Origin of the sequence: Rhizobium herbae, assembly GCF_017873135.1 — a bacterium.
In the GTDB taxonomy this organism is placed as follows: Bacteria; Pseudomonadota; Alphaproteobacteria; order Rhizobiales; family Rhizobiaceae; genus Pararhizobium; species Pararhizobium herbae.
This window is the reverse complement of the sequence record NZ_JAGGJV010000006.1, coordinates 352295-369717: the sequence shown is the minus strand read 5'-3', so window position 1 is coordinate 369717 and position 17423 is coordinate 352295. Positions and strand designations below refer to the sequence as shown.

General features: G+C 61.9%; 12 protein-coding genes and 1 pseudogene. 5 read left to right on the top strand and 8 right to left on the bottom strand.

The genetic code is table 11. From position 1 onward, the window contains the following. Positions 1-176: 176 nt before the first annotated feature. On the bottom strand, positions 177-1511 hold the full coding sequence (gene guaD, locus J2Z75_RS18295) for a guanine deaminase (protein WP_209854185.1): 1335 nt from the start codon (positions 1509-1511) through the stop codon (positions 177-179). Next, positions 1508-2743 (bottom strand): urate hydroxylase PuuD, encoded by a 1236-nt coding sequence (locus J2Z75_RS18290; protein WP_209854184.1) that lies wholly within the window; start codon positions 2741-2743, stop codon positions 1508-1510. The genes guaD and J2Z75_RS18290 overlap by 4 nt, the downstream gene beginning before the upstream one ends. Before the next feature lie 135 nt (positions 2744-2878). On the opposite strand from J2Z75_RS18290, the gene J2Z75_RS18285 reads away from it, so the two are divergent. Next, positions 2879-3793, top strand: a complete 915-nt coding sequence (locus J2Z75_RS18285) for a LysR family transcriptional regulator (RefSeq protein WP_209854183.1) — start codon at positions 2879-2881, stop codon at positions 3791-3793. Between the two features lie 3 nt (positions 3794-3796). On the opposite strand, the gene xdhC is transcribed toward J2Z75_RS18285, so the two are convergent. The 4 genes from xdhC to uraH are packed head-to-tail and all read right to left on the bottom strand — an operon-like array spanning position 3797 to position 8851. Beyond that, positions 3797-4660, bottom strand: a complete 864-nt coding sequence (xdhC, locus tag J2Z75_RS18280) for a xanthine dehydrogenase accessory protein XdhC (RefSeq protein WP_209854182.1) — start codon at positions 4658-4660, stop codon at positions 3797-3799. 5 nt (positions 4661-4665) lie between these two features. Further along, entirely contained in the window at positions 4666-7002 is a 2337-nt protein-coding gene (gene xdhB / locus J2Z75_RS18275; protein WP_209854181.1) for a xanthine dehydrogenase molybdopterin binding subunit, read from the bottom strand. A gap of 10 nt (positions 7003-7012) precedes the next feature. Further along, complete coding sequence (gene xdhA, locus J2Z75_RS18270; protein WP_209854180.1) at positions 7013-8488, bottom strand: xanthine dehydrogenase small subunit; 1476 nt, start codon at positions 8486-8488, stop codon at positions 7013-7015. A gap of 3 nt (positions 8489-8491) precedes the next feature. Next, complete coding sequence (gene uraH / locus J2Z75_RS18265) at positions 8492-8851, bottom strand: hydroxyisourate hydrolase (protein ID WP_209854179.1); 360 nt, start codon at positions 8849-8851, stop codon at positions 8492-8494. A gap of 164 nt (positions 8852-9015) precedes the next feature. Here uraH and puuE point away from each other — a divergent pair, with 164 nt between their 5' ends. The 3 genes and pseudogenes from puuE to J2Z75_RS18250 all read left to right on the top strand — a co-directional run. Then, positions 9016-10434, top strand: a complete 1419-nt coding sequence (puuE, locus tag J2Z75_RS18260) for an allantoinase PuuE (RefSeq protein WP_209854178.1) — start codon at positions 9016-9018, stop codon at positions 10432-10434. Positions 10435-10445: 11 nt separating this feature from the next. After that, on the top strand, positions 10446-10931 hold the full coding sequence (locus tag J2Z75_RS18255) for an ureidoglycolate lyase (RefSeq protein ID WP_209854177.1): 486 nt from the start codon (positions 10446-10448) through the stop codon (positions 10929-10931). Between the two features lie 26 nt (positions 10932-10957). Further along, positions 10958-11121: pseudogene (locus tag J2Z75_RS18250) on the top strand (YciI family protein); the annotation flags it as partial. A gap of 948 nt (positions 11122-12069) precedes the next feature. Here the strand turns inward: J2Z75_RS18250 and J2Z75_RS18245 are convergent. Then, positions 12070-13362, bottom strand: coding sequence for an NCS2 family permease (locus tag J2Z75_RS18245; RefSeq protein WP_209854176.1), 1293 nt, complete (start codon positions 13360-13362; stop codon positions 12070-12072). A 399-nt stretch (positions 13363-13761) separates the two neighbouring features. Then, positions 13762-14196, bottom strand: a complete 435-nt coding sequence (locus J2Z75_RS18240; protein ID WP_234937413.1) for an Lrp/AsnC family transcriptional regulator — start codon at positions 14194-14196, stop codon at positions 13762-13764. Between the two features lie 127 nt (positions 14197-14323). Between J2Z75_RS18240 and J2Z75_RS18235 the strand changes: the two genes are divergently transcribed. After that, on the top strand, positions 14324-17377 hold the full coding sequence (locus J2Z75_RS18235) for an aminotransferase class III-fold pyridoxal phosphate-dependent enzyme (protein ID WP_209854174.1): 3054 nt from the start codon (positions 14324-14326) through the stop codon (positions 17375-17377). The last annotated feature ends 46 nt before the right edge of the window (positions 17378-17423 follow it).

Below are 17423 nucleotides of genomic sequence, written 5' to 3'. Positions count from 1 at the left end.
TCATATAAATTACTTAGTCATCGGCACTTTCCAGCGCCCCGGCCAAGTAACACAAAAGCAAACCCACGGCGGATTTTCCGGGCGTGGCTGAAGGGCGTTGAAGCTGCCGCGATTTCCCTCTTCTCCCCAGCGGGGAGAAGAGGAAATTCACCCCCCTCAAGGGGAGGGTATAAATCTCACACCGTCTCCAACACCCGCGCAGCGGCATTCACCTTCCGCGCCTTCATCGCCTTGCCCGCCACATAGACCTCGGCGACGCAACGATCGTCGCCCATCGTCTGCAGGATGAACAGTTCCTCGACCAGCGATTTCGCGGTACGCATCCTCAGCTCCATCGCCGATTTGCCACTCGAGTCGAGCACAACGATATCGGCGTCGGCGCCCACGTGCAGCGAGCCGATGCGATCCTGAAGACCCAGCGCCCGGGCGTTGCCCAGCGTCATGCGATAGAAGGAATTGAGCGGCGACAGGCGCTGGCCCTGCAGGTGCAGAACCTTGTAGGCCTCGTCCATCGTCTCCAGCATCGAGAAGCTGGTGCCCGCCCCGACATCGGTTGCCACCGACCAGCGGGCGCCGAGCCGGTCGAAGCGGTCGCGGTCGAACAGGCCGGAGCCGAGGAAGAGATTGGAGGTCGGGCAGAACACGCCGACCGCCCCGGTCTCCGCCAGCACCGAAATCTCCCGGTCGCTGAGATAAATGCAGTGCCCGAGCAGCGTCTTGTCGGTCAGGAGATCGTAGCGGGCATAGATGTCGGTATAGTCCTTCGCATCCGGATAGAGCGAGGTGGCAAAGGCGATCTCGTCCTTGTTTTCGGACAGATGCGTCTGCACGTAGCAATCCGGATGCTCGCGTACCAATGCCCGGCTCATCTCCATCTGCTCCGGTGTCGAGGTGATGGCAAAGCGCGGGCTGATCGCATACTGCGCCCTGCCGCGTCCGTGCCATTTGCCGATCAGCCGCCTGGTCTCGTCATAGCCCTTTTGCGGCGTGTCGCGCAGCGCGTCCGGCGCATTGCGGTCCATCATCACCTTGCCGCCGACCATCAGCATGCCGCGCTGTTCGGCCGCCGTGAAATAGGCATCGACGCTTTGCGGATGCACCGAACAATAGGCCACCGCCGTCGTCGTGCCATTGGACAGCAGCTCGTCCATGAACCGTCCGGCGATGAAGGCCGCGTGTTCGGCTTGCGCGAATTTCTGTTCCTCGACGAAAATATAGGTGTTCAGCCATTCGAGCAGTTGCGCGCCATAGGAGGCGATCGCCTGCGTCTGCGGAAAATGCAGATGCGTATCGATCAGACCGGGCAGGATCAGATGTGGCCGATGATCGGCCACCGTCACGTCGGCGGTCGCGGCCTTGCGAATATCGGCATAATCGCCGACGGCTGCGATCTTGCCGTTACGCACCAGAACCGCCCCATCGTCCACGGTGAGGTACGATGCGGTATCATCGATACCCTTCGGCTCATCGACAAAGGTCAGCACGCGTCCACGGATCAGGAGTTCGCTCATTGGGTTTTTCCTCCGTTCACAACTGTCTCGTACCAGGCGGCCAGCAGCTTGCGCTCGTCGTCGGTCACGGCCGTCACGTTTGCCGGCGGCATCGCATGCGAGCGGCCGGCCTGCAGGTAGATTTCGCGCGCATGGGCGGCGATCTCGGCGTCGGTCTCCAACACCACCCCCTTCGGCGGCTTGATCATGCCCTCCCAGCCCGGTTCCTGCGCATGGCACATCGCACAGCGGCCAAGAATGGTGTCGCGCACCTTCGGAAAGGCCTCCGCCGTCACAAAGGGCTGTTGCACTGCCGAAACCTGTTCCGGCTCGCCGGTCAGGATCTTCGGCACGGTCGAAAGCCACATGATGACGATGAACAGCAGCACGGTGGCCAGCCAGGTCCAGGTCGGGTTGCCGGCATTGGCGTGGCGCGTGTTGAAATAGTGGCGGATGGTGACGCCCATCAGGAACACCAGCGAGGCGATGATCCAGTTGAACTCAGTGCCGAAGGCCAGCGGATAGTGGTTCGACAGCATCAGGAACAGCACGGGCAGCGTCAGGTAGTTGTTGTGCGTCGAGCGCTGCTTGGCGATCCTGCCGTATTTGGCGTCCGGCGTGCGGCCCGCGATCAGGTCGGCGACGACGATGCGCTGGTTCGGCATGATGATGAAGAACACGTTGGCGGACATGATCGTCGCGGTGAAGGCGCCGAGATGCAGGAAGGCGGCGCGGCCGGTGAACAGCTGCGTATAACCCCAGGCAACCGCGACCAGGATGAAATAGAGCGCCACCATCAGCCGCGTATTGTCATTGCCGAACGGCGACTTGCAGATCAGGTCGTAGATGATCCAGCCGAAGGCCAGCGAGGCGAGCGATATGCCGATGGCGACGGGCTTGGAGACATCGAGAACGTTCGGATCGATCAGGTAGAGATCGGCGCCGGCATAATAGACCAGACACAGCATGCCGAAGCCGGAAAGCCAGGTGACATAGGATTCCCATTTGAACCAGATCAGGTGTTCCGGCATGTTGGACGGTGCCACCAGGTATTTCTGGATATGGTAGAAGCCGCCGCCATGCACCTGCCATTCCTCGCCATAGGCGCCGGCCGGAAGGTCCGGACGCTTGCGCAGGCCAAGATCGAGCGCGACGAAATAGAACGACGAACCGATCCAGGCGATGGCGGTGATGACGTGGAGCCAGCGGACGGCAAAGGTCAGCCAGTCCCAGGCAATGGCGTATTCATACATGTGGGCCTCCCTGTTTGGGAGACTTCTGCCATCGCGCGATACCAACCGAAATGCCGGCTAATCCCGAACACTTTCAAAAAAATCTATAAGATCACCCCCGCTGTGATCGGTTGCTGCCTGTGGTAGAAGGGTGCCATGTCCTATCTCGATAACATCCGCGTCTTCGTCCGCGTCGTCGAACTCGGTACGCTTTCCTCCGCCGGCCGCGACCAGCGGGTGACGCCGGCTGTGGCCAGCAACCGTATCAAGGAACTGGAAAAACACCTCGGCGTGCGCCTGTTCAACCGCACGACGCGCAAGCTGTCGCCGACCGAACATGGCCGCGTCTTCTATCTGGGCGCCGTCAAGATCATCGAGGCGGTCAACGAGGCCGAAAGCGCGATTGCCGATCTCTCGCACAATCCCAAGGGGTCGCTGCGGATCACCGCGCCGCTCGGCATGGGCCGGCGGCTGATCGCCTCCGGCATTCCCGAATTCCACGACAAGTATCCGGATATCGAGGTGCGCCTGCGCCTCTCCGACCACAATGTCGATATTTTGAGCGAAGGCGTCGATGTCGCCTTCAAGCTCGGCGTGCTCGAAGATTCCAACCTGCGCATGCGCGGCATCCTCAACTGCCAGCGCGTTGTCTGCGCCGCCCCCGGCTATCTGGCGAAACGCGGCATACCGCAGACGCCGGATGCCCTCATCGACGACAAGCACGACTGTCTGCTTTTGCGCTATCCGGGCTCGAAGGAATATTACTGGACACTGCAGACGCCGGACGGCATTCGCAAGCTGGAAATCGGCGGCCCCTACGATTCCGACGACGGCGACGTGCTGACCCAATGGGCGCTGGAAGGTCGCGGCATCATCAACAAGCCGCTGTTCGAGGTCAAAGCCCATCTCAACGACGGCACGCTGGTGGAAATCCTGAAAGACACCCCGCCGGCCACCGTCCAGCTCGCCGCGATCTATCCGCACAAGCGCTTCCAGGACCCGAAGGTCCGCCTGATGATCGATTTCATGGCCGAGCGCTGTCAGCGGATGATCAGCAAGATGCTGGAGTAGCGACTATCGTGCGCTCGCTGTGGCGCGGTTGCTTCGTGCGGTGCCAACTTTGGCAACATCATGATTGAGGGCCGCCGTCATGATCTCGGCGGCGGCCAATGCCGCAATCACCGCCGGCCGCTTGTCCTTCACCGCCGTGCCGCCGATCGGGCAGATCAGGCGGTCGAAGAGATCGGCGCGGCCGACTTCGCGGGAGAGCCAGTTCTTGAAGGTCGCGCGCTTCGTCTTTGAGCCGATCATGCCGACATAGGCGGCATCGTCGCGGCGCAGTGCCTCCGCAGCGATCAGGAAATCCAGCGCGTGGTCATGGGTGAGGATGACGAAAGAACTTCCCGCCGGAGCATCGCGCACCAAAGCTTCCGGCACCGCCGTCAGGCAGGTCTCGATACTAGGCACATTGGATGCGGACAGTTCGTCCTCGCGGGTATCGACGAGAATGATGCGCAACGGAACCAGCGAAAGAGCCATGGCGAGCGCATCGCCGACATGCCCGGCGCCAAAGATATAGACATGCGGTCGAGCCGCCATTTCATGGTCGCAACGGGCGATGAGTTGTGTCGAGAGGTCGGTATTCATGGCCGTGAAGGCAAGGCCGACGCGGCCGCCGCAGCATTGGCCGATTTCCGGGCCGAGCGGCACATCCATCGGTTCGGCCGGCAGACCTTGCCGCAGAGCCCGGCGGGCGTGATCGATGGCCATATATTCGAGCTGGCCGCCGCCGATCGTGCCGAAGATGCGCTCGGCTGTCACCAGCATCCAGGCGTCGGTATCGCGCGGCGTCGAACCGGCGGCACCCGTCACCTCGACGAGCACGCAATCCGGTTCCCGGCGCAGAAAATCCCTGATGTCTTCGCGCTTGGCAGCCATGCCATTCACCCGTTCTTTGCCGCGCGGCGCAGCCGCTCGATGGCGAGCAGCACCCGCTCCGGCGTTGCCGGCGCGTCGATGCGCGGTGCGATACGATACGCCGCAACGCTCGCCGCCGCCATCGAGATCGCTTCCAGAACCGAGATCGGCAGCATGAACGGCGGCTCGCCGACAGCCTTGGAACGGCGGATCGTCTCCTCGCGGTTGACCGACCATTCGGCGAGCTTGACGTTGAAGATGCGCGGCCGGTCGGAGGCGAGCGGGATCTTGTAGGTCGACGGCGCATGGGTGCGCAGCCGGCCCTTGGCATCCCACCACAATTCCTCCGTTGTCAGCCAGCCCATGCCCTGGACGAAGGCACCCTCGACCTGACCGATATCCAGCGCCGGATTGAGCGACTTGCCGACATCGTGGAGCACGTCGACACGATCGACCTGATACTCGCCGGTCAGCGTATCGACGCTGACCTCAGAGCAGGAAGCGCCATAGGCATAGTAGAAGAACGGCCGCCCCCGGCCCTCGGACCGGTTCCAGTGAATTTTCGGCGTCTTGTAGAAACCCGCGGCCGAGAGCTGGATACGGGATCCGTAGGCGATCCTGATGAAATCCGAAAAGGCGATGCGCTCGGCGCCGATACGGATCGTGTTCGGCTCGAAGGCGACATCCTTCTCGCTGACGCCCCAGCGCTCGGCGGCAAAGGCCACCAGCCTTGCCTTGATCTGCTGCGCCGCGTTGGCGGCGGCCATGCCGTTGAGGTCCGAGCCGGACGAGGCGGCGGTCGCCGACGTGTTCGGCACCTTGCCCGTGGTCGTTGCCGTCACCTTGATCCGGTTGAGATCGACCTGGAATTCATCGGCCACCACCTGGGCGACCTTGGTATAGAGCCCCTGCCCCATCTCGGTGCCGCCATGGTTCAAATGGATCGAACCATCGGCATAGACATGCACCAGCGCACCGGCCTGATTGTATTCCGTCTTGGTGAAGGAGATGCCGAACTTGACCGGCGTCAGCGCGATGCCACGCTTGATGATTTGGCTTTTGCGGTTGAAGGCGAGCACTTCCGCGCGGCGCGCGGCATAATCGCAGGATGTTTCCAGCTCCTCGATGATGCGACCGATGATATTGTCTTCGACGGTCTGGTGATAGGGCGTCAGGTTGCGCCCTTCGCCGCCGTAAAAATTCAGCTTGCGGATGTCGAGCGGGTCCTTGCCGAGCGCATAGGCCACATCCTCGATCATCCGCTCGCCGCCGACCATGCCCTGCGGCCCGCCGAAACCGCGAAAGGCGGTGTTAGACACGGTGTTGGTCTTCAGCGGCCGCGAGCGCAGCCGGACATGCGGATAGAAATAGCAATTGTCGGCATGGAACAGCGCGCGGTCGGTCACCGGGCCGGAGAGATCGGCCGAGAAGCCGCAGCGGGCTGAGAAGATCGCATCGACAGCCTCGATCCGGCCGTCGTCGTCGAAGCCGACCTTGTAGCCGACATGGAAATCATGGCGCTTGCCGGTCGCGGTCATGTCGTCGTCGCGGTCCGGGCGGATCTTCACGGCGCAATGATATTTCTTCGCCGCCAGCGCTGCCACGGCGGCAAACAGGTTGGCCTGCGTCTCCTTGCCGCCGAAGGCGCCGCCCATGCGGCGCACGTTGATCGTCACCGCATTCGAGGCGACGCCAAGCACCTGGCCGACCATGTGCTGCGTTTCGCTTGGGTGCTGGGTCGAGGAATAGAGTGTGATCTCGTCGTCCTCGCCGGGAATGGCAAAGGAGATGTGGCCCTCGAGATAGAAATGATCCTGCCCGCCGATGCGCATCTCGCCTTCGAGGATGTTCTTGGCCTTGGCAAAACCGGCGGCGATATCGCCGCGCTCCAGCTTCAGGGGATCGATGACCAGCGGATAATTTGCCGCGGCCGCTTCCAGAACGTCGGTGACATGCGGCAGGTCGCGGTACTCGATCTTGACCCTGGCGGCAGCGCGGCGGGCCGCATCGCGGGTTTCGGCAATGACGGCGAAGATCGGCTGGCCGTGGAACTCGACCTTGCCGGTCGCAAAGACCGGGTCGTCATGCTTGTGCGCCGGGCTGACATCGTTCTCGCCGGGAATATCCGCCGCAGTTAGAACTCCGATGACGCCGGGCGCGGATGTCACCGCGTCGAAATCGATCGACAGGATTTGCGCATGAGCGCGCTGCGACAGGCCGAGATAGGCGTGCAGCGTGCCTGATGGTTCGGGAATGTCGTCGATATATTCGGCGGTCCCGGTCACATGCTTGTGGCCGGATTCATGGCGCTCGTTTTCGTGGACGCCGCCGCGGATGCGGTCGATGGGCTGCATGACGTTCATGATCTTCTCCTCACACAGCCTGCTTGCGGTCAAGCCGCACCGGCTCGTCGCCCTGCGTTTCCAGATAGAAGCGGCGCAGAAGGTTTTTCGCCACCAGCAATCGGTAATCGGCGGATGCGCGCCAGTCGGTCAGCGGCGTATAGTCCTTGCCTAGCGCTTCCATCGCGGTCTCGATCGTCGCCTCGGTCCAGCCGGCACCGATCAAGGCGGCCTCGGCATTGGCGGCCCGCTTCGGCGTTCCGGCCATGCCGCCGTAGGCGATCACGGCTTCTGAGACCTTGCCGTTGCCATCAACGACCAGGTGGAACGCACCGCAGACGGCGGAGATGTCCTCGTCCAGCCGCTTGGTGATCTTGTAGACCGCATAACGCGCATTCTCGCTCACAAACGGAATGCGGACCGCCTCGACGAATTCGCCGGGCTGGCGGTCCTGCTTGCCGTATTCGATGAAGAAGCTTTCGAGCGGCACGGTTCGCTGCACCTTGCCCTTGCGAAGCACGACGGAAGCGCCGAGCGCGATCAGGGCCGGTGGCGTGTCGCCGATCGGCGAGCCGTTGGCGATGTTGCCGCCGATGGTGCCCATGTTGCGCACCTGCTGGCCGCCGATGCGGTTCCAGAGTTCGATGAGCTGCGGAAAGTGTTTTGAGATCAGCGGAAAGGATTCGGTGTAGCTGACACCGGCGCCGAAGGTGATGCCGGTCTCATCGGCCGTGATGCGGCGCAGTTCATCGAGATGGCTGAGATGCACGACGGGCGCGATGTCGCGCATGAATTTCGTCACCCACAGGCCGACATCGGTGGAACCCGCGACGATGCGGGCGTTGGGCTCCGCCTCGTAGATATCGGCGAGATCGTCGACGGAAGCCGGCAGCAGGAAGCGCTCGGAACCCTCGCCGATCTCGACGCGCTTGCCGTCCTTCAGCGCCTCCAGCTTCTGGATGATCTTGGCGCGTTCCGCGACCAGCGGATCGCGGTCGAGATCACCGATCACCGACACGGCCTCGGCAGCGCGGATGATGGCGGCATAACCGGTGCAGCGACAGAGATTGCCCTGCAATGCCTTCTCGATCTCCGTCACCGAGGGTTTCGGATTTTCCATCCAGAGACCGTAGAGCGACATGACGAAACCGGGCGTGCAGAAGCCGCATTGCGAGGCATGCGTATCGACCATTGCCTGCTGCACCGGATGCAGCGGGCCGCCGGGCGAAGCGAGTGAATCCACCGTGACGACATGGCAGCCGTCAAGCGAGCCGACGAAACGGATGCAGGCATTGACCGATTCATATTTCAGCCGGCCATCGAGCAAGCGTCCGACCAGCACCGTGCAGGCACCGCAATCGCCTTCGGCGCAGCCTTCCTTGGTGCCGCGCAGATTGCGGTCGAGCCGCAGGAAATCGAGCAAGGTCTGGACTGCCGAAACGGCCGAAAGTTCGACCAGGCGGTGATTGAGCAGGAAGCGGATGGAACTGCGTATCTGGACGGTCATGGCTCAGCTCCCGCGATAGGTCGAATAGCTGTAGGGCGAAAGCAGCAGCGGCACATGGTAATGCACCGACACGTCCGCGATGCCGAAGCGGATGGGGATGATGTCGAGAAACGGCACGTCGCCGTCCTTTCGGTCGAGGTAATCGCCGGCATGGAAACGCAGTTCGTAGGTGCCGGAGGTCATCGCATCGCCGCTCAACAGCGGCGCATCGCAGCGGCCGTCATCATTGGTGCGGGTGGAACCGATCAGCCCGGCGCGTTCGCCGTCGATGCGAAAGAGATCGATGCGCAGGTTTTCGGCAGGCTTGCCGAGCGCCGTGTCGAGCACATGGGTCGTCAGCCGGCCGGCTGTTCCAGTTTGCATGCGTTTCACCTCCTCGAGACTGCATTCATCGGACCACTATCCGCCAGGGCACTTCCCTGCGGTAGCGGGCTGATCGTTCGAGACTTTCAAAATTTTGAAGGGGAATGGCGCGCGCGTTTTCTGTTTAGAAATCGGTCAATCACACATCTGGGAGGAATGACTTCATGAGATATCCCCGCGATCTGCAGGGCTACGGCGCCGTGACGCCCGATGCAACCTGGCCGGGAGGCGCCCGCATCGCAGTCCAGTTTGTCGTCAACTACGAAGAGGGTGGCGAAAACTGCGTACTCCACGGCGACATCGCCTCGGAAGCCTTCCTGTCGGAGATTGTTGGTGCCCAGGCATGGCCCGGCCAGCGCCATTGGAACATGGAATCGATCTATGAATACGGCGCCCGCGCCGGCTTCTGGCGGCTACACCGGCTGCTGACCGAACGGGACGTTCCGGTCACCGTCTATGGTGTCGCTACCGCCTTGAAACGCTCCCCGGAACAGGTGGCGGCGATGCAAAGCGCAGGCTGGGAAATCGCTTCGCACGGGCTGAAATGGGTCGAACACAAGGACATGGACCCGGCCGAGGAGCGCAAGCAGATCGTCGACGCGATCCGGCTGCATACGCTCGTCACCGGCGAACGGCCGCGCGGCTGGTACACCGGCCGTTGCTCGGAAAACACCGTCGATCTGGTGACCGAGGAAGGCGGCTTTGCCTATGTCTCCGACAGCTATGCCGACGACCTACCCTATTGGCACGAACACGCTGGCAGGCACCAGCTGGTCATCCCCTATACGCTCGACACCAACGACATGCGTTTTGCCACAGCGCAAGGGTTCAACAGCGGCGACCAGTTCTTCAGTTATCTGAAAGACACGTTCGACGTGCTTTATTCGGAAGGTGCAGAGGGCGCGCCAAAAATGATGAATATCGGCCTGCATTGCCGGCTGGCGGGACGGCCGGGGCGCGCGGCGGCTCTTGCCCGGTTCATCGATTACGTGAAGAGCCACGACAAGGTCTGGATCGCCCGCCGCATCGATATCGCCGATCATTGGGCCAAGGCATTTCCCTTCAAGCCGAATGAAAACCGCCCGTCGCACCTTGCAGAAGAGGCTTTCGTAACCCGCTTCGGCGGCGTCTTCGAACATTCGGACTGGATCGCCCGGCGCGCCTATGCGGGCGAGTTGGGAGCAGCCAACGATACCGCGATCGGCCTGCATGCCGCCTTGGCGGCGGTCTTTCGTGGGGCGAGCGAAACGGAGCGGCTGGCGGTGCTCAATGCCCATCCGGATCTCGCCGGAAAACTGGCGCAGGCCAAGCGCCTGACCGAAAGCTCGACCAGCGAACAGGCGTCCGCCGGGCTCGACGCCCTGACGGATGCCGAACGCGAGCAGTTCACCATTCTCAATGGCCGCTATGTCAAGACGTTCGGCTTCCCCTTCATCATCGCCGTTCGCGGTCTCGGCAAGGACGACATCCTGGCCGCCTTTCAACGCCGTATCGGCAATGACTGGCAGAGCGAATTTCAAACGGCCTGCCGTCAGGTCGAGCGGATCGCCCTGCTGCGCCTGACCGACATGCTGCCGAACTGAGGGTGGAGAGGATGAAGACGATCGACATCAGACCGCTGACCCGCGAGGCTTTCGCCCCCTTCGGCGAAGTTCTCGAAACCGAAGGCGCACACAGTTTCCCGATCAATGCGGGCAAATGCGTGCGCTACCATGATCTTGCCAGGATCGAGACGACGGGTGAAAAGGCCCGCCCGATGATCAGCCTGCTGCGCGGCGAGCCCTATTCGCTGCCACTGGAACTCGGCATGGTCGAGCGGCACCCGTTGGGTAGCCAGGCGTTCATACCGCTAAGCGAACATCCCTTTCTCGTGGTTGTTGCCGAGGAAACGCCGGACGGGCCGGGCGAGCCGATCGCCTTCAAGACGGCGCCCGGCCAAGGCGTCAATATAGGCCGCAACGTCTGGCACGGCATCCTGACGCCACTCGAAGGGGTCTCCGACTTCGCCGTCGTCGACCGCGCCGGCGAAGGCGTCAATCTGGAAGAGTATTTTTATGAGACGCCGTTTTTGATCCGGTGAGGCCAGCTCTAACAATGAGACAGACGATGCGTGTGATGGTGTTCGTGAAAGCTACCGAAGATAGCGAGAAGGGGGTTTTTTCACGCCCGAGACCAACACGATGATGGAGGCGATGGGCAAATTCAACGACGAGCTTCGCGATGCCGGCATCCTTCGCGGTGCCGATGGCCTCAAGCCCTCCTCGGCGGGCTGAGACTGTCGGCCGAGGCCTCTCTAATTCCTTTATGGTCTTGGCCGACAACGCAGCATGACCGCAGGCAAGGCACAGCAGGGGAAAGTGATAACTCCCCGAGTTCACCAAGAACGGACATTGTTTTCGTCGCAGAACTCCCTATCATTCCACGTTGCAAACATAGAAAAGTAAATGACACTTCAGTCGGGACTTTGCGACAAAATAGAATAAGCCGATCAGAAGCAGGCGAAATTGGAGTTATCGAGTTTGAAGCCCTTCATCAGTGCTATCGAAAGAGCGGATGGAAAAGCTCGAGTTACATTCGTTGACCACGGTAATGGACTGTACTCATTCGGGGAAGAACAAGAGCTTGACGATGAAATCCCTGGATTTGGACCATACACCTACTGGAGTCCAACCTACGAGTCGGGGCTTTATGATGAGTTCACAGCAGCAGAGCACGAGGCGAAGGCCGTTATCCAATGGCTAAGAGAAACAAGAGCTGATTAATTGAGTGATCGCGTTGGGGTCCAGAAGTGGCCATGTAACACAATCATTCGTAGCGTATTTTTTGCTTCCGCCGATGCGATAGTAATGTGTCCGCTGCTTCCTCGGTGGAGGGAAGTGGCCGCTCTGCCCTGAGTATATGGAACGCACCGCAATTCTCATCTGGACATCCACATGATACGACATCGACATGATATCGGGTCTGACCTGACCTTTTTTGTTGCGCATTCATTCGCTCATCGCTCTTAATGGTGTCTACGATCGCACCACGCCTTAGAAATTTCCCCGTCATTGCTAGCCTGCCTTGTTCGGTGTTCGCCCGTCTCAAAATGCCAGCACAACCGTCCGTCTGCAATGCGCCGACAGCGTACGCCCGAACATATCGTGAAAACGGGCCGCGATGAATGCGACCCGTTTCCGAAGCATTGGCGAGCGGGGTTATCGCCCCTTCGCCTCGCCTCACTCCGCGAAAAACGCAAAGCGGATGACGAACAGCACTGCCACAATCAGGGTTGCCGGATGGATCGCCCGCCATTTTCCGGTGAACAGTTTCAGGACGACATAGCTGATGAAGCCGAAGGCGAGGCCGTTGGCGATCGAGTAGGTGAAGGGCATGGCAAGTGCCGTGAGCGCTGCCGGTGCGGCTTCGGTCAGGTCTTCCCAATCGACTTCAGTCAGTTCGCGCATCATCAGGCCTGCGACGTAAAGCAGGGCCGGTGCCGTCGCATAGGTGGGGACGGAGCCTGCCAATGGCGAGATGAACAGCGAGGCGAGGAAGAGGACGGCGATGACCAGAGCCGTCAGACCCGTGCGGCCGCCGGCCTGAACGCCCGATGCGCTTTCGACATAGGCGGTGGTGCTGCTGGTGCCCATCAGCGAACCGGCGACGATGGCCGTGCTGTCGGCGAGCAGCGCGCGGCCGAGGCGGCTCGGCTTGCCTTCCTGGATCAGGTTGGCGCGCTTGGCGACGCCGATCAGCGTGCCGGTGGCGTCGAACACTTCGACCAGGACGAAGACGAGGATGACATGGATCAGGCCGCCATGCAGCGCGCCGACGATGTCGAGCTGCAGGAAGGTCGGCGCCATGCTCGGCGGCATCGAGACGATGCCGCGGAATTCGCTGACGCCGGTCATCCACGACAGCACCGTGACGGCCAGAATGCCGATCAGGATGGCCCCGCGCACCCTGAGCGCATCAAGCACCGCGATGACGAAGAAGCCGAAGATCGCGAGCAGCGGCCCGGTTGCCTTCAGGCTGCCGAGGCCGACCAGCGTTGCCGGATTGTCGACGACGATGCTGGCATTCTTCAGGGCGATGATGCCGAGGAAGAGGCCGATACCGGTGGCAATGGCGCTGCGCAGCGAATGCGGGATACCTTCGATCAGCCAGCTGCGGATGCCCGTCACCGTCAGGAAGACGAAGATCAGGCCCGAGATGAAGACGGCGCCCAGCGCCTGCTGCCAGGTGAAGCCGAGGGCGGCGACGACCGTGAAGGCGAAGAAGGCATTCAGCCCCATGCCCGGCGCCATGCCGATCGGCCAGTTGGCAACCAGCGCCATGACGGCCGAGCCAAGGGCTGCGGCGATACAGGTGGCGACGAAGATCGCGTCGCGGTCCATGCCGGTGGTCGACAGAATGTCCGGATTGACGAAGATGATGTACGACATCGTCAGAAATGTCGTCATGCCCGCGACCAGTTCGGTGCGGATTGTCGTATTGTGCTCAGTCAGCTTGAAGAGCCGTTCAAACATATTTCCTCCCTTGCCCAGGATCGTCAGATCCTGGCGCATGCCACTGGCCAAACCGCCTTCTCCTCCGGCGGACCAACCAAAACTGTACCGATTTTCAAGCCGTATCGGCTTGTCAGGGCCCCTGCCCGATCAGTCTCCCGCTGCCCAAGACGGGAAGCCGGATGTCTCATTTACGGTTTTGTGATTGTGCGTTTTCGTGCGCCGGATCGCTAGCCGTCCATTTCGACGGGGCAAGCGAAAGACTTTCAAATTTTTCGAGGGACAGTTTTGGGCGGAACGGGGTTCGGCGGCCGGAAACGTCGCGGCCTCTTTCGTCAAGTTGGCGCTGCCACGGGTGTAGTCGCTGCAATTCGTCCGTACATCATTGTGTGGGCATTGGCAGCGAAGTCAAGCGCGGCCTCAGCTGCGCTCGATGTCGCGGCGCAGAACGATGGAGGTCGTCAGGTCATCGACATTTTCCATCGTCGCCACTTCGTTCCGCAGTTCGTTCAGCGCATTGATCGACCCGACCTCGACCTCGACGACGAGATCGAGCTGACCGCTGACGGAGGACACTTTTCGCACGGAGGAGAACCCGGCCAAGCGGTCGAGCACGCCGATCGACGGCGTCTTCTTCAGCGTCAAAAGCAGGAAGGCCTGGACCTGGCCTTCGTCCAGCTGACCGATATCGGCCCTGTAGCCACGAATGATCCCCGCCTTTTCCAGCCGGGTGACCCGCTCGGTCGTCGCACTTCTCGACAGGCCGATGCGTCCGGCGAGCGACTTCATCGGGATCCGCGCTTCCCGCGACAGGATGCTCAGGATCGTCCGGTCGATCGCGTCTGTATCCTGCATATTTTCCGCCTTTGAGGGAGCCGACAAGATGACGGTTATTATAAACACAATGCCGGTGCAACCGTCGCTATGCCGGGTGCACCGGACGGCCCATCGTGCAACTCTGATGGCAACACGGGGACACGACATGAACGATATGCTGAAGACCACACCGGATTTTTCCATCGACGACGCCAAGAGCCTGCTTGCCGAGCATTATGGTCTCGACGGTTTGCTGTCGCCGCTCGACAGCGAACGCGACCAGAATTTCAAGGTGGTGGCCAATAATGGCGGGGTCTATATCCTCAAGATCGTCAATGCCGGCGAACCGCTGGTCGAGAGCGAATTCCAGACCGCCCTTCTCGGGCATATCGGCCAGCACGCGCCTGATCTGCCGGTTCCCCACCTTTGGCCAACGACATCCGGCTCCAGCCTTGCGGAGACGACGAGCGCGCATGGCGTTCGCCACCTGCTGCGCCTCGTCGGCTGGGTGCCGGGTTTGCCGCTGGCCCAGTCCGCCCGCAGCGAGAACGCGCTGACGTCGCTCGGCCGCCTGCTCGGCCGCTTCGATGAAGCGCTGCAAGGCTTCATGCATCCGGGGGCTCTCCGCGATCTCGACTGGAACATCCGCAATGCCGGTCGCTCCGCCGACAGGCTGCAGCATATTGACGGCACCGAGGACCGGGCGCTGCTCAAGCGATTCCTCGCCCGCTTCGAGACGGTGGTCGAGCCGAAACTGCCGAAACTGCGCTCGACGGTCATTCACAACGATGCCAATGACTGGAACGTGCTGGTCGCCGATGACGATCATGACCGGATCGCCGGCCTGATCGATCTCGGCGACGCGCTCTATGCGCCTGTCATCGCCGAGGTTGCCATCGCTGCCGCCTATGCCGGGCTCGACCATGCCGATCCGATCGGTGCTGCCGCCGCGATCGTGCGCGGCTTCCATGCGGAATATCCCCTTCTCGAAGAGGAAATCGATCTCCTGTTCGATCTGATCGCCATGCGGCTCGTCACCTCGGTGACGATCTCGGCCTCGCGCCATGCCCATACCGGCGGCAACCCCTATCTCGCCATCAGCGAAAAGCCGGCCTGGACGCTGTTGCGCAAGATGGATGCGATGAACCCGCGTTTTGCCACCGTGATCCTGCGTCATGCCTGCGGCTTCGAAGCCGCACCGGGCGCGCATGCCGTTACCGCGTGGATTGCAGCCAACCGCAAGTCGCTTCGTCCGCTGCTCGACAAGCCGGCCGCGACCTACCCGGCCGCGCTCGTGCCCTATGCTGACCCCAAGCATCCGATGACGGTGGCCTCCGCTGGCGAGCGGCCGAACGAGGCGCAGGCGATCTGGGAAGCCTATTGCAGCGAACGGGGAGTCGATCTCGGCATCGGCCCCTGGGGAGAGGCGCGCACGGTCTATTCCGGCGAGATGTTCGTATCGCGGCTGATCGAAAAGACCCGCCGAACCCGTCATCTCGGCCTCGACCTGTTCATGGCTGCGGGCACCAGGCTCTACACGCCGCTTGCGGCCACGGTCGTCAGTGTCGAGATCGAGCCGGATCCGCTCGGCTACGGCTGCCTGATTGCGCTGCGCCACGAACCGGAGGGCTGCCCGGCCTTCGTAACGCTCTGGGGCCATCTTGCCCACGAAGCGCTCGGCAGGCTGAAAGCGGGCGACCGTCTGGAGGCCGGAGCGCTGGTCGGGGAGATGGGGGCTTCCACTGAAAACGGCGGCTGGGCGCCGCACCTGCACCTGCAGATTTCCACCGACACCCGGCTCTCCGCCACCGAAATCCTCGGCGTCGGGGAAGCGCGCTATCTGGATGTCTGGGCCGAGCTGTTTCCGGATGCGCTGACATATGCAGGCATCGCGCCGGAATTCTACGCGAAAACCGGGCGATCGCATGAGGAGATCGTCAAGCAGCGCAAGGAACTTTTGGTTCCCAACCTGTCGATCTCATACGACAAGCCGATCAAGTTCGTGCGCGGCAACGGCGTCTGGTTGATCGACGACAGCGGCCGTGCCTATCTCGACTGCTTCAACAATGTCTGCCACATCGGCCATGCCCATCCGGCCGTGGTCGAGGCAATGGCGCGACAGGCAGCGACGCTCAACACCAATACGCGTTACCTGCACGATAATATCGTCACCTATGCCGAGCGGCTGACCGCAACGCTGCCGAAGGAACTGACGGTCGCCGGCTTCGTCAACAGCGGCTCGGAGGCCAACGGCCTGGCGCTCAGGATGATGCGCGCCCATACCTGCCGCGAAAACGCCATCGTGCTCGACTGGGCCTATCACGGCACGACGCAGGAGCTGATCGACATCAGCCCCTACAAGTTTCAGCGCAAGGGCGGCAAGGGACAGAAGCCGCATATCCATGTCGCACCGGTTCCCGACAGCTATCGTGCACCCGCTGACTGGCCGCTCGAGGAACACGGAAAACGCTATGCCGAAAGCGTCGCAGACCTGATCGCGGCGATGCAGGCGAAGGGCGAAGGTCCGGGCTTCTTCATCGCCGAATCCATCCCCAGCGTTGCCGGACAGGTCTTCCTGCCGGACGGTTACCTGAAGGAAGTCTACCGGATGGTGCGTGAGGTCGGCGGCATCTGCATCGCCGATGAGGTCCAGGTCGGCTTCGGCCGGGTCGGCAGCCACTGGTGGGCCTTCGAGGAACAGGGCGTTACCCCCGATATCGTCACCATGGGCAAACCGATCGGCAACGGCCATCCGCTGGCCGCCGTCGTGACGACGCGCGAGATCGCCAACAGCTTCAACAACGGCATGGAATATTTCAACACGTTCGGCGGCAATCCAGTGTCCTGCGCCGTGGGCCTCGCCGTGCTTGATGTCATCGAGGGGCAGGACCTGCGCCACAATGCGCTGGAGATCGGCAATTATCTGATGGCCGGCTTCCGGGCGCTGCAAGAACGTCACGAAGTGATCGGCGACGTGCGCGGCATGGGGCTTTTCCTCGGTGTCGAACTCGTCACAGACCGCAAGACCAAGGCACCCGCAACGGACTTCGCACGCGCAGTCTCGAACGGCGCAAGGCGGCGCGGTGTGCTGATGGGCACCGAAGGACCGCATGACAACGTGCTGAAGATGCGACCGCCGATGATCTTCTCGAAACGGGACGCGGACCATCTGCTGGCCGTACTCGAGGAAACATTCGAGGCGGTCGCGGCAAAGAGCTAACCGTCCCGACAAATACGAAAAAACCAACAACGACAGAGCTTGGCAG